General features: G+C 69.7%; 18 protein-coding genes. 4 read left to right on the top strand and 14 right to left on the bottom strand.

Features of this window, described 5'->3' with window-relative positions; translation table 11 throughout:
• Window positions 1-214 precede the first annotated feature (214 nt).
• Both ACV7NM_RS30970 and ACV7NM_RS30965 read left to right on the top strand, forming a co-directional pair.
• Entirely contained in the window at window positions 215-664 is a 450-nt protein-coding gene (locus tag ACV7NM_RS30970) for a cupin domain-containing protein (protein ID WP_463413418.1), read from the top strand.
• 564 nt (window positions 665-1,228) lie between these two features.
• Window positions 1,229-1,756 carry a DUF4142 domain-containing protein gene (locus tag ACV7NM_RS30965; protein ID WP_463413417.1) on the top strand — a complete coding sequence of 176 codons (528 nt, stop codon included), beginning with the start codon at window positions 1,229-1,231 and terminating at the stop codon, window positions 1,754-1,756.
• Between the two features lie 68 nt (window positions 1,757-1,824).
• On the opposite strand, the gene ACV7NM_RS30960 is transcribed toward ACV7NM_RS30965, so the two are convergent.
• The 7 genes from ACV7NM_RS30960 to ACV7NM_RS30930 form a co-directional block, all read right to left on the bottom strand.
• Window positions 1,825-2,493 (bottom strand): response regulator, encoded by a 669-nt coding sequence (locus ACV7NM_RS30960; RefSeq protein WP_463413416.1) that lies wholly within the window; start codon window positions 2,491-2,493, stop codon window positions 1,825-1,827.
• The gene (locus tag ACV7NM_RS30955) at window positions 2,490-3,788 is read right to left on the bottom strand and encodes a sensor histidine kinase (protein ID WP_463414128.1); all 1,299 of its coding nucleotides are present in this window, start codon (window positions 3,786-3,788) and stop codon (window positions 2,490-2,492) included. The genes ACV7NM_RS30960 and ACV7NM_RS30955 overlap by 4 nt, the downstream gene beginning before the upstream one ends.
• A gap of 70 nt (window positions 3,789-3,858) precedes the next feature.
• Window positions 3,859-4,701, bottom strand: coding sequence for an ABC transporter permease (locus ACV7NM_RS30950; protein ID WP_463413415.1), 843 nt, complete (start codon window positions 4,699-4,701; stop codon window positions 3,859-3,861).
• A complete protein-coding gene (locus ACV7NM_RS30945) occupies window positions 4,698-5,633 on the bottom strand; it encodes an ABC transporter ATP-binding protein (protein ID WP_463413414.1) in 936 nt (311 codons plus the stop codon). Before ACV7NM_RS30945 ends, ACV7NM_RS30950 begins: the two co-directional genes overlap by 4 nt.
• Window positions 5,634-5,821: 188 nt before the next feature.
• A complete protein-coding gene (locus ACV7NM_RS30940) occupies window positions 5,822-6,055 on the bottom strand; it encodes a hypothetical protein (protein ID WP_463413413.1) in 234 nt (77 codons plus the stop codon).
• Window positions 6,056-6,307: 252 nt separating this feature from the next.
• Window positions 6,308-7,396: a serine hydrolase domain-containing protein gene (locus ACV7NM_RS30935; RefSeq protein WP_463413412.1), complete on the bottom strand. Its 1,089-nt coding sequence runs from the start codon at window positions 7,394-7,396 to the stop codon at window positions 6,308-6,310.
• A gap of 254 nt (window positions 7,397-7,650) precedes the next feature.
• Window positions 7,651-8,646: an alpha/beta hydrolase family protein gene (locus tag ACV7NM_RS30930; RefSeq protein ID WP_463413411.1), complete on the bottom strand. Its 996-nt coding sequence runs from the start codon at window positions 8,644-8,646 to the stop codon at window positions 7,651-7,653.
• A gap of 210 nt (window positions 8,647-8,856) precedes the next feature.
• Between ACV7NM_RS30930 and ACV7NM_RS30925 the strand changes: the two genes are divergently transcribed.
• Entirely contained in the window at window positions 8,857-9,426 is a 570-nt protein-coding gene (locus ACV7NM_RS30925) for a TetR/AcrR family transcriptional regulator (RefSeq protein WP_463414127.1), read from the top strand.
• On the opposite strand, the gene ACV7NM_RS30920 is transcribed toward ACV7NM_RS30925, so the two are convergent.
• The 6 genes from ACV7NM_RS30920 to ACV7NM_RS30895 form a co-directional block, all read right to left on the bottom strand.
• Window positions 9,403-9,699 (bottom strand): hypothetical protein, encoded by a 297-nt coding sequence (locus tag ACV7NM_RS30920; RefSeq protein WP_463413410.1) that lies wholly within the window; start codon window positions 9,697-9,699, stop codon window positions 9,403-9,405. The genes ACV7NM_RS30925 and ACV7NM_RS30920 overlap by 24 nt on opposite strands.
• A 651-nt stretch (window positions 9,700-10,350) precedes the next feature.
• Window positions 10,351-10,713 (bottom strand): ArsR/SmtB family transcription factor, encoded by a 363-nt coding sequence (locus tag ACV7NM_RS30915; protein WP_463414125.1) that lies wholly within the window; start codon window positions 10,711-10,713, stop codon window positions 10,351-10,353.
• A 180-nt stretch (window positions 10,714-10,893) separates the two neighbouring features.
• Window positions 10,894-11,268 carry a hypothetical protein gene (locus ACV7NM_RS30910; RefSeq protein ID WP_463413409.1) on the bottom strand — a complete coding sequence of 125 codons (375 nt, stop codon included), beginning with the start codon at window positions 11,266-11,268 and terminating at the stop codon, window positions 10,894-10,896.
• Between the two features lie 262 nt (window positions 11,269-11,530).
• Window positions 11,531-11,659 (bottom strand): hypothetical protein, encoded by a 129-nt coding sequence (locus ACV7NM_RS30905; protein WP_463413408.1) that lies wholly within the window; start codon window positions 11,657-11,659, stop codon window positions 11,531-11,533.
• A gap of 88 nt (window positions 11,660-11,747) precedes the next feature.
• A complete protein-coding gene (locus ACV7NM_RS30900) occupies window positions 11,748-13,664 on the bottom strand; it encodes a glycoside hydrolase family 5 protein (protein ID WP_463413407.1) in 1,917 nt (638 codons plus the stop codon).
• A 308-nt stretch (window positions 13,665-13,972) separates the two neighbouring features.
• Entirely contained in the window at window positions 13,973-14,617 is a 645-nt protein-coding gene (locus ACV7NM_RS30895; protein WP_463413406.1) for a dihydrofolate reductase family protein, read from the bottom strand.
• Window positions 14,618-15,112: 495 nt separating this feature from the next.
• On the opposite strand from ACV7NM_RS30895, the gene ACV7NM_RS30890 reads away from it, so the two are divergent.
• Complete coding sequence (locus ACV7NM_RS30890) at window positions 15,113-15,835, top strand: DUF6585 family protein (protein WP_463413405.1); 723 nt, start codon at window positions 15,113-15,115, stop codon at window positions 15,833-15,835.
• 467 nt (window positions 15,836-16,302) lie between these two features.
• On the opposite strand, the gene ACV7NM_RS30885 is transcribed toward ACV7NM_RS30890, so the two are convergent.
• Window positions 16,303-16,764 carry a MarR family winged helix-turn-helix transcriptional regulator gene (locus ACV7NM_RS30885; protein WP_463413404.1) on the bottom strand — a complete coding sequence of 154 codons (462 nt, stop codon included), beginning with the start codon at window positions 16,762-16,764 and terminating at the stop codon, window positions 16,303-16,305.
• Between the last annotated feature and the right edge of the window lie 165 nt (window positions 16,765-16,929).

Here is a 16,929-nt window from a genome sequence, read left to right as displayed (position 1 = left end):
TGATACCGGTTGTGGCCGAGGGCGGCCATCTGGTCCGATGGACAATCGCGAAATTCCTTGACTCCGCCGAGCGGGACCGACAGGCCGGCTCGGGCGGGGCGGCCGACCGCGTCGCGGTCGGCCCCGCAGCGCCGGAGGATGCCCACCCCAACCCCGCCTGTGGAAGCCTCCGATTCGCCCGTTCCGCACGTCGCTGCACAGCTCTCTGAGCGTCATGCGTCAGGATGTGGGCATGGGTGATATGTCGCCGCTGGTCGAGCTTCTCGGCTTACAGCAGCATGTGGAGGGCGGCTGGTTCCGGCAGACGTGGCGCACCGGTCCGGAAGCGGTTGTGCAGGACTACCCGGGGCCCCGTCCCTTCGCGACCGGTATCTACTTCCTCCTCCACCCCGGTGAGTCTTCCCGCTGGCACCGGGTGCGTTCGGATGAGCTGTGGCTGTGGCACCGGGGTGGACCTCTCACCTTGCGGCTCGGTGGCCGCGGAACCGCGCCCGGCGACGGACCCACCGCGGTGATCGGCCCTGACGTCGAGGGCGGCCAGCAGCCGCAATTTCTCGTGCCCGGCAATGTCTGGCAGACCGCGCAGCCGGTGGGCGACGAACCGGTCCTGGTGACGTGCGTGGTCGCTCCCGGCTTCGATTTCGAGGACTTCCAAATGCTGTGACACCGCACTCGCGGGGGTCGTTCGGCTCGCATGTCGTAGTGCCGTGGTCACTGTGATCCACGCGGCCGTCCGTGCCCTTCGCGAACCACACGAGGCCGGGATCCCAGGAGGCCGGGATCCAAGGTCAGGACGTTCTCCGCCCGGCTCTCCCCGAGGAGGGAGCCCAGGACCGACAGCAGTTGTCCATCGGTGTGGCTCCCGCCGCCCGCTCCCGCCGCCCCGCAGCGCGATATCGCCTTCTTGCGCCCGTCGAACAGGTGCAGGAGGCTGTCCGACTCGCGCGGCTTCGCCCCGCCCCCAGCGGCTTCCGCGTGCCCCGGCCGGCCCGCCTCTCCCCCGCCGTCGCCGCTAAACACATGGCAACTTGAAAATGGGCCAATCCGGGCGATTTTGCCCACTGTTTGTTCTGTTGCATGACCGACGAAGCCATGGAAACTAGGTGAGAGAAGCAGCAGCCTGGCCTCACGCGGCGGCGGCCGATCGGATCCGCAGCTCGGATTTTCGGCTCGGAGCTTCAGCCGGCGTATGGCCAGTGCCTCCCACCTCTGCGCTAGGAGAGTCACCATGCCCCGTCCCAGAGCAATCGCTGTCACGGCAGGCGTCATAGCCGTTGTGGCGATGGCGCCGTTCACCGCCCTCGCGGCGACCAGCCCGTCGCAGCAAGACCTCACCTGGATGAAGGCATCCGCCGCCGGGGACCTGTTCGAGATTCAGGGCGGCCAGATGGCCCAGACCCACGGCCAAAGCGCCGTCGTCAAGCAGCTGGGCGCACGGCTGGCATCCGACCACACCAAGTCCTCGGCTGATGTGAAGAAGCTCGCCGAACAGCTGAATGTCACGCTCCCCACCAGTCCCGACAGCAAGCAGCAGGCAGAGCTGGCCCAACTGTCCCAGCTGCACGGGGCCGCCTTCGACAAGCAGTACGTGAAGACCGAGATCGACGACCACAAGATGGACATCTCCGACGCCAAGAAGCAGATAGCGACCGGCAGCAACAGCCAGGTCGTAGACGAGGCGCGCAAGGACCTGCCCGTCCTCCAAACCCACCTGAAGCTCGCCGAACAGGCGCAGGCCACGGTAGGCGGCCAGTAGGGCCTGGGCGGTCGGGTCAGTCTCTTATGGCGAGTCCGTGGGAGTGGCGATTCCGTTGATCGGAATGCTCAGCCCGCCTGGGGTCGGGCCAAGCCATGGTCGTAGGCGAAGATCACCGCTTGGATGCGGTCGCGGGCGTCGATCTTGGACAGGACGCGGCCGACGTGGGTCTTCACCGTGGACTCCGCGAGGACGAAATGACCGGCGATCTCGGTGTTGCTCCAGCCCTTGCCTATGGCGACGAGGATCTCGCGCTCGCGGTCGGTGAGGGAGGCCAGGCGCGAGTCCTGGGCGGAGCCGTCGCCGGCGGGTGGGACGAGGCGGGCGAACTCCTGGAGAAGGCGGCGGGTGAGGGTGGGGGCGATCACGGCGTCCCCGGCGGCCACGGCGCGGATGCCCGCCAGGAGTTCTTCGGGCCTGGCGTCCTTGAGGAGGAAGCCGCTGGCTCCGGCGCGCAGTGCGGCGTACACGTACTCGTCGATGTCGAAGGTGGTCAGGACGAGGACGCGGGAGCGGTCGCCGGCGGCGACGATCCGGCGGGTGGCCTCGATGCCGTCCATGCCGGGCATGCGCACGTCCATGAGGACGACGTCGGGGCGCGTTTCGGCGGCCATGCGGACGGCTTCGGCGCCGTGTGCGGCCTCGCCGACCACCTCGGTCTCGGGCACGGAGTCCAGGAGCATGCGGAAGCCGTATCGCTGGAGCGGCTGGTCGTCGACGATGAGCACGGTGGTCACCGGGCACCGTCCTGCGGGGTGAGGTCGAGGTCGGCCCGTACCGTCCAGCCGGCGCCCGTGGGGCTCGCGCTGACCTGCCCTCCGTAGAGCGCCGCTCGTTCTCGCATGCCCACCAGGCCGTGCCCTTCCTCGTTCACCGTACGGGGACGGCCGGCCGCGGCGGGCGGGCCGGAGTCCTGCACGGTAATGGTCATCCGCGTGTCCTCCAAGACGATGGCCAGATTGGCCCGCGCGCCGGCCCCGGCGTGTTTCAGGCTGTTCGTCAGGGCTTCCTGCACGATGCGGTAGACCGTCAGTTGTACCCCGCTGTCGAGGGCGTCGATGTCTCCGGCCGTACGGTAGACGACCTCCAGACCCGCGGCGCGCACTGCCTCGCAGAGCGCGCCGATGTCGCCCAGAGCGGGTTGGGGGCTCAGCTCGGGGGCTGCCGCTGTTCCGTCCGCCTCGCGCAGTACGCCGAGCACCCGGCGCAGTTCGCCCAGGGCCTGACGGCCGGTGTCACCGATGAGGTGCAGCGCCTCCTTGCCCCGTTCCGGAGCGGTGGCGCTCGCATAGGCTCCCGCGTCGGCGAGGGTGATGATGACGGACAAATTGTGGCCGACGATGTCGTGCATCTCGCGGGCCACTCGCGCCCGTTCGGCCGCGACGGCGAGTCGGCCGCGCTGGTCGCGCTCGATTTCCAGCCGCGCCGCGCGGTCGCGCAGCCCGGCCAGTTGGGCCCGCCGGGTACGGATCACCAGGCCGAGCGCCAGCGCCGCGGTAGCCGTGCTGAGCAGGAAGAACAGTGCGTCCCAGACCGGCATCGCCACCGACACCCGCACCGCTACCAAGCCCAGCGCCCCCGCTGCGCCCGCAGAGGCCCAGGGGAGCTGCCGCAGCCGTCCGTGCAGGGTCAGGCTGTAGAGGGCGACGAAGAGGGCGACGTCCGCACGGAGCGCGGCGCCGAGGGACCACTGGAGGACGAACACGCCGGTGACGGCGCCGAAGGCGGCGGCGGGCGCGCGGCGTCGCCACAACAGCGGCAGCAGCAGCCCGGCCTGCAGTGCCAGCATGCCCGCCACGGGCAGCTCGGTGAACGCCAGGCGGAAGCGGCGCCGACCGTCGCCGTCGCCGTCCCCGCCGATCGCGCCGACCGCGTGCAGCAGGTCCGGCAGGCAGAACAGCAGGAAGATCAGGAGTACCACCGCGGTGTCCAGCACCCACGGCCGGGCCCGGTCGGCATGCCGGAGCCGCTGGCCGGCCCGGCCGAGCCGGGCGACCAGCGGTCCCATCCCGCTGAAATCTTCGGTGTTCATGGGGGTGCTGGCGGTCATGGTGGTCATGGTGGTCATGGTGGTCACCGGACCATGATGCGGGTGGCTGCGCTCAGACGTCGCTGCGCAGCAGCCGGTACGCCGCTCCGGCCAGCGCCAGCGCCGTCCAGCCGAGGAAGACCAGGAGCCCGGCGCCCGGTGGCAGGCTGGTGGCGTCGTGGGTCAGGGCGAAGATGGACTCGCCCGCGTGGCTGGGCAGGTAGGGGTCGATGTCGCCCTGCCAGGAGCTGGGCAGCAGGGAGACCAGCCCGGGGACGAGCATGAGGGCTGCGACCAGGACCGAGATGCCGCCGGCCACGGACCGCAGCAGCGCGCCGAGGGCGGTACCGATCACGCCGACCAGGCCGAGGTAGAGCCCGGCGCCGAGCAGGCTGCGGACGACACCGGCGTGGCCGAGGCCCATGGCGGCGGGCGTGCCGGACACGATCTGGCTGCCGACGAGGAAGGCGACGAACGCGCCGACTGTCGCGATCACGAGTGCGACCAGCCCGTACACCGCCGCCTTGGACCACAGCACCGGCAGTCGGCGCGGTACCGCCGCCAGGGTGGAGCGGATCATGCCGGTGGAGTACTCGCCTGCCGTGATCAGCACACCGAGCACACCGAGGGCGAGCTGGGCGAAATTCGTGCCGAACAGGGACAGGCTCGCGGCCGTGGCGGTGGCGAAGTCACGGTCCATGTGCCGGCCGGAGCCGAGGCTGGACTTGTAGTGGCTCGCGGCGATGACGCCGAAGGCGACGAGGAACAGCAGGCCCAGGCCGAGCGTGATCCAGGTGGAGCGCAGGGACCAGAGCTTGGCCCACTCCGAGGACACCACACGCCGTCCGGTCACCCGGTAGACGGGTCGGGCGGAATCGGTCCGGGCGGTCTCGGCGGTTGCCGTGAGGGTACTCATGCCGCGCTCCCGGGGGTCTCGGTGCCGGTGGTGCCGTGGTATTCCACGGCGTCCCGGGTCAGTTCCATGAACGCCTCCTCCAGCGACACCGCCTTTGTGGTCAGCTCGAACAGGGGGATGCCGTGCTCGGCCGCCGTCAGCCCGATCTCCCGGGCGGACAGACCGCTCACCTGCAGTTCCTCGGAGCCGACTCGGCCGGTGATCTCCACGCCCGGCCCGGCCAGCACGTCCCGCAGCCGCGCGGGGTCGTCCGTCGCGACGCGCACGGCGTCGCCACCGGCCTGGCGGACCAGGTCCTGCACGGTCGTGTCGGCCAGTAGCCGCCCCCGACCGACGATGATCAGATGATCGGCCACCAGTGACACCTCGCTCATCAGATGCGAGGAGACGAAGACAGTGCGCCCTTGGCCGGCGAGGGAGGTGAGCAGGTTTCGGATCCAGAGGACACCCTCGGGGTCCAGCCCGTTGACGGGCTCGTCCAGCATCACCGTCTGCGGGTCGCCGAGCAGGGCGGCGGCGATGCCCAGCCGCTGTCCCATACCGAGGGAGAAGGCACCGGCCCGCTTCTTCGCGACGCTGCCGAGACCGGCGAGTTCGACGACCTCGTCAACCCGGCGGCGCGGGATGCCGTGGGTGAGCGCGAGGGCCCGGAGGTGGTTGTAGGCCGAACGGCCCGGGTGGATCGACTTCGCCTCCAGCAGCGCCCCGACCTCCTGGAGCGGCGCCTGGTGGCGGGCGTAGCGCTGTCCGTTCACCGTGACGGAGCCGCGGGTCGGCGCGTCCAGCCCGACGATCATGCGCATCGTCGTGGATTTGCCCGCACCGTTGGGTCCCAGGAAGCCGGTCACCGTACCCGGCTTCACGGTGAAGTCCAGACCGTCGACGGCTGTCTTCTCCCCGTACCGCTTGGTGAGCTGCTGTGCCTCGATCATTCACGTTCTCTCTCTCGGACTCCGGCGCCCCACACGCCCGACGCCTCCTGCGTCACGCTAGGTCCGCGACCCGCCGAATCCGGTGGTACCCGGGGCCCGAACAGGGGCAGGCAGGTGGTACCGGGGTACTACGGGCCCGGCGCTAGACGGCGCTGCGAACCGGCCACGGCAACAGGGCGGAAAGCCGGCTACGGCACGGGCGGCACCTGGTGTCGTACCTCGCGCTCTTCGTCCTCGCGCCCGGCCCGGCACTCGCGGTGGGCGGCGATCGACGCGTCGAGCCCGTCGCCTGACCGGCCATAGCCGCACGCGGAGGGGGCGGGCAGCGCGGGTACGTCGCGCCTGCGGACGTTCGGCGGCGGGCGCCGGGTGTGGCGAGCGGATGTGGCGAGCGCCGCGCGGGCGGTGGTGCGGGCGACCACCGTACGATCACCGCCGGACCGGTTCCCCGGCAGGTTGCCGCCCTCCTCAGAGACGGCACCGAGGCGGGGACGACCCGACCCCTGGCCTGACAGGCCGCGGCCGTCTCCCTCTGGCCTGTTTGGCCCTGTCCGCCGGTGCGTCCCTCAAGGCGGCCGACGACCTGCATGACGTCATCGAAGTCGCCAGGGCGAAACCCCCTGAAGAGCTCGACGCCCCACATGCGAACCAGGCGAGGCAGGTGATCGTGGCTGTCAAGCCTGTGCGGTGACCTCGGCTGTGACCAGGTCCGCGAGTCGTTGTGCGGTGTCGAAATGGGGGGTGAGACGGGTCTTGGTCAGGGCGAAGGAGGTGCCGGTGGCGGTGTCGGCATAGACGTAGCTGCCGCCACCGCCGACCCAACCGAACGTGGTGGGTGCTTCGTCCGGCCGAGCCCCGAGGCGGCCGAGCGGATAGCCCAGGGCCAGCCGCACATGGTTGCCGAAGACCTGATCGGTGCCCTCGAAGGCCACCGCCGTCAACTCCTGAAGCCGGCGTGCGTCGATGAGTCGACCGTCGAGGAACGCGGCGTTCATGGCGGCGATCCCCCGCGCGGTGAAGGTGCCGACGGACGGGACGTCCGCTTGCAGGATTTCTCGGTTGTTCCCCATGGCCGCGGTCGGTCGCAGTTCCCAGGGCGCGAGAATGGCGTCGCCGTCGACTTGGGCGACCCGGCGCGGTGCGGCGTCTTCGAGTCGTGCGAGCCTTGGCAGGTCGGCTCGGGGCACACCGAAGTACAGGTCGCCGCCGATGCCCAGGGGCACGGTGACCCACTCCTGTAAGAGTTGCCGCATCCGTTTGCCTGTGGCCCGGCGCGCGATCTCGCCGACGAGGAAGCCGAAAGTGAACGAGTGGTATCCCGTCTCGGTCCCGGGCCGCCACCGCGGCTCGGCGGCGGCGATCGCCGTGCAGACCCGCGACCAGTCGGTCAGGTCCTCAGGGCCGATGGCGCGGGGCATCGCCGGCACTCCGACCGAGTGGGTGAGTACGTGGCGAAGAGTCGCCGTCGCCTTGCCGTTGCTACCGAACTCGGGCCACAGGTCGACCACTGGGGTGTCGTAGCCGACAGCACCGGTCCTGACGAGCAGGTGAGCGATCAGGGACGTCATGACCTTGCCGGCGGAGAAACCGAAGAACGGGGTCTCCGGGGCCGTCCTGCGCCCGGTCCTGCTGTCAGCGACGCCGGCGACCGCATCGACAACAAGAGCACCGTGGTGGTAAACGGCAACCTGCAAGCCGGTCTCGGCTCCGTTGTCCACGAGCTCGTCGAGAACGCTTTGGACCTTCTGCTGCAGTGCGGGCATCTCGTCACCGGCTCGGCCACGTGTAGCGAGTCTGACTGGTCGTCGGAAGCCTACCGAAGACGAATCGGGCAGTCGGCGCGACTCGGCAGCCTGGTGGCACCGGCGATGACAGGACGGCGACCGCACCGCGGACCCTGATCGCTCCCCCGACGCCGGGCTGCCCGCCGCGAAGGACGCCAACAGGCGGCGGTCCGCTGTCGGTCCGGTCTGCTCTCTGTCTGCTGTCTGGCTGCTGCGACGCGGTGCTGGTCGTTCTACTTGGCGTCGACTCGTCCGGGCGGGTTGGGGTCGGCCGTCAGCGCGTCACGGGCCGCCTGCCAAGCGGATTCCCCGGGGTAGAGCTCGGTGCGGAGGTAGGCCCAGGTGAGCCGCTGAAGGGCGGCCACCCGGTCGGGGTCTTCGTCCGTGGTTTCGGCGGCGTCATATCCGGAGACCCCGCCGAGTCCGTGCTCCGCCCCGAACAGGGTGAGCAGCGTCTTGGGGGCAGGGGCGAGGGTGTAGGGGTCGGCGTGCCACGTGGGGCCCATGTCGGTGAAGTGCCGGGGGTCGTCTTTGTCACCGATGACAACGAGGGCGGGTGTGGTCATGGTGGAGAAGTCCGTGGTCAGGAAGAACGGCATGCTCGCGGCCGACGACTCGTTCAGGACATCGCCCCGGCCGGGTGCGGCCAGCAGCACACCTGCCTTGATCCGCGGCTCGATGAGGTTCACTTCCTTTCCGTTCTCCGGGTCGGTGAGGCGGGCGCCGAGCAGGAGGCCGGCGGTGTGCCCGCCGAAGGAGTGTCCGGCGACGGCGACCTTGGCGTGGTCGATGCGTCCGGCGAGCTGCGGCACGGCGCGCTCTACGACGTCGAGTTGGTCGAGGATGTTCGTCATGTCCTCGGCGCGCGAGCGCCAAGACAGGGCTGATCCGGGGGTGGCGGTGTGCAGGTGGCTCAGCGTCCGGGAGCTCAGGTGGGTGGGCTGGATGACGACGAAGCCGTGTGCGGCCCAGAAGTTCGCGAGCGGTGCGTAGCCGTTGAGTGAGGAGAGGTTGTTCGAGGGGCCGTGCCCGTGGGAGAGGAGGATGACGGGGAGGTCGCTTCCGGTCGCGGGTGCGGAGACGCGCACCTGAAGGTCCACGAGGCGTCCGGGGACGGTCAGCACCACCGGGCTGAGAGAAAGGACGGGAGCGGGTGAGCCGAAGGTGTCGGTTGTGGAGAATGCGGAAGTTGTGGAGGGCGTGGAGCTGGCGGAGGTTGATGCACTCATGAGCGCGTGTGTCCTCTCGAAGGGCCTCGACTGCCGGCCATGACGCAGCCGTGGGAGGCGTACGGGAGCGTCCGGCTTCAACTAGACTCAGAAGCGGATCGCTGTTCCACTTAATATACGGAACACTGTTCCGTATAGTCAATGGCGGTCGTCGGGTCGCCGGCTCGTCGAAAGGAGAACGTGGTGACCTCTGCAGGCCAGTCCGGAAAGATGCCGGCCCGAGGCAAGAGGGCCGACGCGGTGCGCAACCAGCAGACGCTGCTTGCGGCGGCCACCGAGGTGTTCGTCACCTCCGGCGTCGACGCGCCGATCCGTGAGATCGCAACCCGAGCGGGCGTCGGAGTGGCGACGATCTACCGTCACTTCCCCACGCGGGCGGATCTCGTCGTCGCCGTCTACCGCCACCAGGTCGAGGCATGCGCGGAAGCCGGCCCCAGCCTGCTGGCCGACGCCGGCTCGCCCTTCGCAGCGCTTCGCCAGTGGATCGACCTCTTCGTCGACTTCCTGGTCACCAAGCACGGACTCGCCAACGCTCTCCAGTCGGACAACAGCGGCTTCGAGGCGCTGCACACCTACTTCGTCGACCGTTTGATGCCCGTCTGCGCGCAGCTCCTCGAAGCCGCGGCCGACGCCGGCGAGATCAGCACCGATACGCAGCCCTACGAACTGCTGCGCGGCATCGGCAACCTCTGCATCGGGCGCGACAACGACCCCCGCTACGACCCCCGCAGACTGATCGAACTGCTCCTCCAAGGACTACGGCGACCGCAGCCGGCCTGAGGGCATCGGCGCACATCGCTTCGTCGGCCGCGCTGTAGCCGGCTGCCGCGGGCACGGCACCGGTGCCCTGACCGCCGGTTCGCCCGCCCCGCGGACGTGGTGGGCCATGTCCTCGATCGCCTTGATGACGAGATCAGGCTGGTCGATCGGGATGTCGTGGGAGAGGTCCGCCACGACCAGGCGGCGGTTGGGCGCCGCGCTCGCGAACTCCTGCTGAGCCTGTCGCCACAGCTGCGCCTCGTCGGGCGTGGGGAAGGGAGTCTTGGAGGACACGGCCCGGGTAAGTAAGGGCTTGCGCCCTGCCCGGAGGGGTCGTAGGTGACGACCTGCGCGGCCGTCCGCTCGGCAATGACCGGAGCGATCTTCTTCCAGTACGACGCGTCGAGCCCTCCCCCGGAGTCCAAAACGATCGAGGAGGTGGCTGGGTGTCAAGTAGAACGCCAGCTCGTGCCCGTTTACGGTGATCATGTGAAGCGACGGCTGGGGCTCGGCCGTCTCGGCGGGAGTCGAGGTGGCGGCAGGGCGTATCGGGTCGCGGCCTCCGCACCACAGGCGGTGAGTCCACCGGCCGCGAGCGTGGTGGCCGCAAGGGCGAGCGCCAAGCGCCGCAGACGCATGGATCGGGTGGCAACGTCGATCACGGGAAGCCCTTCCCAAGGTGGGTGAGTTGGCTTCCAGCTTCGGCGGCTGCGCAGCCGACGGCGGCGGCGATGGTGCTCACTCCCGAGAGAGGTGGGGCTGACCCCGGCACCGCGGGAGCGCCCGGATGCGCATGCGAGCGCTCCACTGAAGGCTCGTGCAGGGGACAGCGCCGAACAGGGCCGACAACGGGCCGGCCGCGGCCCGAGTCCAGTACCGGGCCGCCGATTCGGGTGGTTGTGGAAATGGGTCGCGTCGCGGGAAGCCGGACCTCGACGCCTCAGGTCACCCTCGATGGCCGGTTGCCGTGGCTGTCCCTGGTTCCACCTGCCGCAGTTCCGCCAGGAGTTCGCTTTGACCGGCCAGGAGTTCGGTCAGGATGCGGCGGGCCGCGCGCAGGAGGTCGGCGACGTCACCGCCGGCAAGCGCGTAACTGACGGTCGCGCCGTCACGGATGGAGATGACGATGCCCGAGCGGCGCAGGACCGCCAGTTGCTGAGAGAGGTTGGACGCCTCGATGTCGATCGCGGCGAGGAGGTCGCGTACGGGCACCGGACCTTCCTGCAGGAGCTCCAAGACGCGGATGCGAACGGGGTGCCCGAGCATGCGGAAGAACTCGGCCTTCGCCTGATAGAGGGGTACCTGCATTCCCATGGGGGTGCTCCTGCCTGTTGCTTCGAGACTTGGGGCCGCGATGCTCCCAGCGAGTCGGCCTCCCATAGATTCGTGCGGGCCGGCCCACACATGCCCGTGTTTTATCTGTTTCAGATGTGCCGGATTGAAGAACTCTTCAACTCGTGGGCATGCGTGGGCGCCGAAATGCCGGGGCTAGAGCTCCAGAGCGGACTCGATGCGCTTGAGCTGGTGCCGGGCCATGGCCAGGTTGGACCTGGCCTTGTCCAGTACGACGTACAGGAACAGGCCGTTGCTTCCACGGCCCTTGAGTAGTCGGATCAGGTGGTACTGGCCGCCGAGCGTGATCAGTACGTCCTCGATCTCGTCGTTCAGGCCCAGCATCTCCATGGTGCGGACCTTCGCGCGGATCACATCGGTGTTACCCGCGGCGGCGACCGTCAGGTCGAGATCCTTCCCACCGCCCAGGGTCCCCAGCGCCATGCCGCTGGTGTAGTCCACCAGCGCGACTCCCACCGCGCCCTCGATCGAGGTCATGGTCTCCTTCAAGGAGACTTCCACGTTCGCCATCGGCGTCCACTCCCTTGCTTCTACGGTCTACGCCCGGCACTCGATTCCCCTCGGTACCGGACCCCTTGTGAGACTCACGCTACCGAGCGTGCGCAGCGGCATGGGGAGAATGGAAGATTGGGTGGAATGTCCACCGAGGTAGGTGGGTGGGATGAGCCGTAGGTCGCCCGAATCACTCCTGTCGCCCCCGGGGCCAAGCCGGGCCCATCCGGTCTCGGCCGCGGCGGCCTCTGGGCGGAGCCGCAGCCGTTGAGCCGGGCCTTCAGGAACCGGAGTGGGCGGCTTCGCCGCTGCCGTTGTCGACCACGGCCGCCGAGGCGGTCCAGGGGCCCGCGGTGCCGGTCTCGAAGCCCTGGCTGCCGAGGAGCTGGGCGGCGGTGCCGCCGCCCACCGGGATCACGGTCCAGGTGACGGAGGCGCTGCCGCCGGCGTTGGTGGAGCCTGCCGGCGGTCACGGTGACGGCGCCCGCCGACGGGGCTCAGCCGGCCGGCAGGGGCCGGCACAGGAGCGCCGCCGGGGTCGGACGGGCGGCGACGCGGGTGGTGAAGGCGATGCCCGCCGCGTACTCGGCCGGCAGGCACTGGCCCTTGTAGTGGCCGGAGGCGAAATCGCCGCCCCCGGCGCCCGCCGGGCGGTTGTCGCCCCGGTCGAACCAGACCGTGCGGACTCCGCCCGCGGGCAGCGCGGAGCGCGCCGGGGCGCACAGGGCCGCCGAGACCCGCTCGCTGCGGACGCTGTACCCGATGAGGAACTCACTCGCCGGGCATTGGAGTTTGGTGTAGCCGCCGGCCCAGTCGCCGCCCGACGGGACGTACGTCTCGTCGCGGACCACCGTCTGGCCGGCGACCGCAGCCCGCAGATCGGAGGTGGAGCACAGGCCCCGGCCGCCGGTGTGGCTGAGGCCGGCCAGGCGGGCCCCATCGGGGCAGACGGCTTTGCGGGCGCCGGTGTCCCAGTCCCCGGCGGCACGGGTGCGCAGCGAGGCGTTGTGGTCCTGGTGGTCGGTGCTCAGCTGGTACCAGGCGACGGTTGCGGGGACGAATCCGGTGCGGCCGGGAGTGGTGGTGAGGGTCGTCAAGGGGCCGGTGCGCCAGTCGGCTGGGTCGAGGACGCCGCTGCGGCGGCCGCTGGCGTCGTAGCGGAGCAGGGCCCAGCTGTCTCCGCCCGGCGCGCCCTGCGCGGTGGTGCTCCAGCCGACGAGCGGCCAGTAGGCGAAGTCGGCGTCGGAGGCGGCGAGATCGCCGGTGAGGTTCTGGAACCAGGCGCGCGGTGCGGCCCCGTTTTCGTCGGCGCCGATGCCGAACTCGCTGATCCAGACGGGGGCGGTGAAGTGCGTCCCGGTTTCGGCGGAGACGAAGAAGGCCTGGTCGTAGAGGGTCTGCCGGAGCTCGGCGGGGGTCATGTCCTGGTAGCGGGCGTCATGGGTCTCGCCGAGGCCGGTCGCGCCGCTGTGGTGGGGGCCGGTGTACCCGTAGAAGTGGGCCGAGTACACCAGCTTGTTCGAGACGACGAGGGTGTGGGACAGGGCGCGGACGGGCGTGAGGGCGGGCCGGCCGTGAGGGAGGCCATCGAGGGGGATGCCGGTCCAGTTGATGCCCTCGATGACGATGAGCAGGTTGGGGTTGGCCTCGGCGAGGATTCGGTCGGCGGCCTCCTGTGCGGCGGCTTGCCAGTCGTGGGCGTCGCCCAGGCCCCAGTTGGGGTCGTCCCAGGTGTCGCGGCGGACCTCGTTGTAGAGGTCGGCGCCGACCACGCGCGGGTTGCCGCGGTAGCGGCGGGCGAGGAAGACCCAGTCGTCAGACCACTGGCTGGTGGAACGGCCGCTGTTCCAGCGTTCGTTGCCGTCAAGGCCGCAGCACCAGCGGGTGGTGCCGGTGTGGTTGTTCAGGATGACGGCGAACCCGGCATCGGTGAGGGCGCGTACGACGGCGTCGTAGACCTGGAGCGGCGTGCTGCCGCGCAGGTCCGGGTTGGCGGTGACGGCGGCGTCCGGGACGGGGGTGGTCGTGTGGAGCATCTCGTTGGAGAAGGGCAGCCGGACGCTGTTGAGCCCGAGGGCGCGGAAGTCGGCGGGCAGGGCCGTCCGGTCCAGGCCGAGGGGTATGCCGTGGGAATCCTGGCCCGCGTGGTGGTTGACGGGGTCGCCTTGGTCGCCGGAGCCGTTCCAGGAGCCCTGGGCGCCGTCCCAGTTGCCGGAGCGCAGGCGGAAGCGATTGCCTTGGGCGTCGACGATGTAACGGCCCCGGGTGGAGAGCGGGGGTGTCCAGGGCGCGTCCAGCGGGGTGACGGCCGGCGCCGGGGACGACGGGGCCCCGGAGGCGGCGGCCGTAGTGGCCGGCAGGGCGCCGGCCGCCAGGAGCAGTACGCTCAGCATCACCCTTACGAGGCTCTTCATGTCGGCTCCCGCCGGCTGTGGCCACCCCGTTCCCGGGTGGCTGCGGCGACAAGTTACCGTCCGGTCGGCGGACAAGGAAGGCGGAAGGCCCGGAACGCGCGCCGTGATTTCCGGGCCGGACGAGGCTGAGGTCGGCGCACCCTCGGGAGCGCCGACGGCACTAGGCAGTAGGTCCGTACCGCTCTCGCGGGTAACGGACATCCTGCCGAAGCACTGAGCCGAAGGCTGCAAAGGTCCCCAAAGAGGTCCGGAGCACGTCGCCGCCGTTCTCCCGCTGCCCGCGGCCGGACGGCAGGCGCGGGGTGGCTTCATTCGTCGCTTGCGACACCGCGATCGGGTGCGCTCATGTCTCCCGTGGCAGGTGTGCCGTCGGCGAGGCCGTACCGCAGGTACACGGTGCCCTTCGGGCCGGCTGCCGGGGGTGCGAGTAGCCTGACGTTGGTGGGCACCGCTCCACCGTCGAACACCTTCTTGCCGACGCCGAGCACGATGGGGTGCAGCCAGAGGTCGAGACGGTCGAAGAGCTTTTCGCGCAGGAGGGTCTGTACGAGGTTCAGGCTTCCGACGACCTTCACGTGCTCGTGGCGGTCACGGATCTCGCGTACCGCGTCGGCCAAATCCGGGCCGAGCTGCGTGGACCCGGCCCACGAGAGGTCAGGCCGGCCGCGAGAGGCCACGTACTTCGGAACCCTGTTGAAGAGCGTGGTGAACTCGTTGTCCTCCCCGCCCTCCTGGTGAGGCCAGTAGGCGGCGAAGATGTCGTACGTCCGCCGGCCGAGCAGGAGGGCGTCCGTGCCTTCGTACGCGGCATCGATCTGCGCCCCGGCGACCTCGTCCAGCAGGGGCGCCTGCCAGCCGCCGAACGGGAACCCCACCGGGTCCTCGTCAGGGCCGCCGGGCGCCTGCCCGACGAGGTCGAGCGTCGTGAACATCTCGATGTGGATGAGGCCCATGGCTTACTCCCGATGAGTCGGTTGTCTCCGTCAAGAGATAGACCTGCGGGGTCCCGCAAACTCATCGCCACGACGAAACCCGGCTTGCCACCCGGCATGAAAAGCCCTGAACGTCCAGGTCACCGCTTGGCCGGATGAAATGTCCCAAAAGGGGACTCGGGTCCCGGACGGGATACGGATCAGCCTGAATCTGAAGTTCCGCCCCTATAGCGGCCTGACCGTTGATTGCCTGACCGTCGACGAGGAGGCCGCGGCCGGCCCGCAAGGGCGTGCCTGCCCTGACCCACCGGTACAAGCGGGGTGGGCCTGATTCGTGGCCGCCGGTCACATATGGCCGGGCGTCTGGCCTGTGCAGGCAACCTGGCCGAGATCACCATCGGGGTCGATGTCCCCCACACCGATGGAAAGCAGGGAGCCGATGCGGGCCAGTCGGCCCCATCGGAGCCGGGCAAGGGACAACCACTTGCGAGCACTGTCGCATCAAGGAGAGACCAAATGAGCGTGGACCAGCACCTCACGGTGCCGCCGCCTGCCGCCGCCGCCACACTGGCGGGTCAGCGGGGGCTCGGCGAGTGGACGCAGACCTTCGCCACCGACCAGGGGTGGAGGTGGCGGAAGTGGCGGGACTGGAGGCTGTACATATACACGGGCGGCGTGATCGTGACGTCTCCCATGGGCCTACAAGCCGCGTACGACTGGAAAACCGCGCGAGTCATGCAGAACCTGACGAAAGTCAACGGCGGACACCGCGACGCCAAGTACATGCTCATCGACCCGGGCGGCGCCGCCCTGGTCATCGGCTTCGGTATCTTCCCCCTCCTACGCAAAGACAAAGAGGCGGCGGGAATCACCGAGGTGATAGGTGGCGCTCCGTTTCCCTACCCGCTCGACTGGGGCCCCCACATCCAGCGGGCCATAGCCCAGACCCAGCTGCCCGACGTACTCGCCCGGCTCGAGCGGGGCGAGACGGTGAACTTCGGACCGTACGAGGCGTGCCGGCAAGGGATCACGGGTGAGGACCGCAAGCGTCGTCTCACAACCTCCTGGTCGGAGATCCACAAGCTGAAAGTTTACGACGGGATGCTGTTCTTCAATCCGGAACGCGGGTGGCGCGCCGACCCGAACCGCAAGGGACCAGACGCGGCACACGTGTACCAGATCCCCAATTTCGAGCTCTTGCTCCAGCTGTGTCAGGAGTTGTGCCGGCTCAAGGAATGAGTGTGTCGCAGGGAAGCGATCGCACGGGTCCAAGGCGCCGCCCGAGACCCCTGCGGTCCACCAGCGGTGTGACCTCACCGGAAGGGGGTGGGCGACCCGGCATCGGGTGGTGCCGGGTCCGGTCGTTGATGGCCGACTGTCATGCGGCCCTCTGCCCTGCGATTGACACGTACCGCTGCGCGACGAGGGATACCGTCGTCGGTCGTGGCCTCGCGATGCCCGTTCGTCCCGGAGCCGCCAGGAATCGGTCACGCCCATGAAGACGCGCCGGGCGAGAAGCGGCGGGCGAGAAGCGGCGGGGCAAGGCGCGGCTTGATCACCATCTCGAGCCGTTCAGCCGAACGCCGCGTGTGGGCCGCACCGTGGTACGGCGGCCGTCCCTCAGGCCCGTGAAAAGTGGACGACCGGACACCGGCCGCCTTCCCTTGCCGTCGAGCGGACAGCCAATGCCGTGCGGACCCTCGCGGTCAGGGGGCGGAAGCGGTACGCAGATGCTCGACGGATGCCTGATAGGCGTCGGCAGCACGGGCGAAGTAGTCGAACAACAGCTTGAGTTGGTCGGGCGAGTAGGTGGCGAGCAGTTCACCGATCCGCTCTCGCGCGGGGGCCATCGCTTGGTCGAGGCCGGCGGGTGTGCCGATGGGGTCGACGATCACTTTGCGGCGGTCGTCCGGCGAGGGAACGCGGCGGACGTAGCCGGCTGCCTCGAGGCGGTCGATGAGCCGGGTGGTCGGGCCGGTGGTGAGCCCCGTCCGCGCGCCGAGCTCTCCGGGAGTGAGGGAGCCCTCCAACTGGAGGATGTTGAGCGCGTAGAGGTCGGTGGCGCCGAGGTCGCATGCCTTGGCGGCGGCGTGGCCGTGCAGCATCACGGCGCTCAGGTATCGGCGGTAGAGCCCGCCCGCGTCGGGCGCTACGTCATGCGTTGACACGTACTCCTCCACTCCTTAATCTCTTCACAGGAGAAGAGATCCGTTAACCAACTTCTTCTTTGTTGAAGTTATCATGGAGAAGGGGGGCCACGCACACCGCCACCGAGCCGGCCGACCCCTACTGCGGATGGGGCCCAGGGCGTTCCCTACGGCCGGCCGTTCCCT

Source organism: Streptomyces sp. Tek67B01, assembly GCF_055231995.1.
Note: the sequence above shows the minus strand (reverse complement) of the source record. Positions and strands in the feature narration are given on the sequence as shown.

Excerpts from the sequence above, each read along its gene's own strand:
- ACV7NM_RS30970 (WP_463413418.1), top strand. The coding sequence starts at position 215 with ATGCGTCAGGATGTGGGCATGGGTGATATGTCGCCGCTGGTCGAGCTT.
- ACV7NM_RS30965 (WP_463413417.1), top strand. The coding sequence starts at position 1,229 with ATGCCCCGTCCCAGAGCAATCGCTGTCACGGCAGGCGTCATAGCCGTT.
- ACV7NM_RS30955 (WP_463414128.1), bottom strand. The coding sequence starts at position 3,788 with ATGAACACCGAAGATTTCAGCGGGATGGGACCGCTGGTCGCCCGGCTC.
- ACV7NM_RS30950 (WP_463413415.1), bottom strand. The coding sequence starts at position 4,701 with ATGAGTACCCTCACGGCAACCGCCGAGACCGCCCGGACCGATTCCGCC.
- ACV7NM_RS30945 (WP_463413414.1), bottom strand. The coding sequence starts at position 5,633 with ATGATCGAGGCACAGCAGCTCACCAAGCGGTACGGGGAGAAGACAGCC.
- ACV7NM_RS30935 (WP_463413412.1), bottom strand. The coding sequence starts at position 7,396 with ATGCCCGCACTGCAGCAGAAGGTCCAAAGCGTTCTCGACGAGCTCGTG.
- ACV7NM_RS30930 (WP_463413411.1), bottom strand. The coding sequence starts at position 8,646 with ATGAGTGCATCAACCTCCGCCAGCTCCACGCCCTCCACAACTTCCGCA.
- ACV7NM_RS30925 (WP_463414127.1), top strand. The coding sequence starts at position 8,857 with ATGCCGGCCCGAGGCAAGAGGGCCGACGCGGTGCGCAACCAGCAGACG.
- ACV7NM_RS30915 (WP_463414125.1), bottom strand. The coding sequence starts at position 10,713 with ATGCAGGTACCCCTCTATCAGGCGAAGGCCGAGTTCTTCCGCATGCTC.
- ACV7NM_RS30910 (WP_463413409.1), bottom strand. The coding sequence starts at position 11,268 with ATGGCGAACGTGGAAGTCTCCTTGAAGGAGACCATGACCTCGATCGAG.
- ACV7NM_RS30900 (WP_463413407.1), bottom strand. The coding sequence starts at position 13,664 with ATGAAGAGCCTCGTAAGGGTGATGCTGAGCGTACTGCTCCTGGCGGCC.
- ACV7NM_RS30895 (WP_463413406.1), bottom strand. The coding sequence starts at position 14,617 with ATGGGCCTCATCCACATCGAGATGTTCACGACGCTCGACCTCGTCGGG.
- ACV7NM_RS30890 (WP_463413405.1), top strand. The coding sequence starts at position 15,113 with ATGAGCGTGGACCAGCACCTCACGGTGCCGCCGCCTGCCGCCGCCGCC.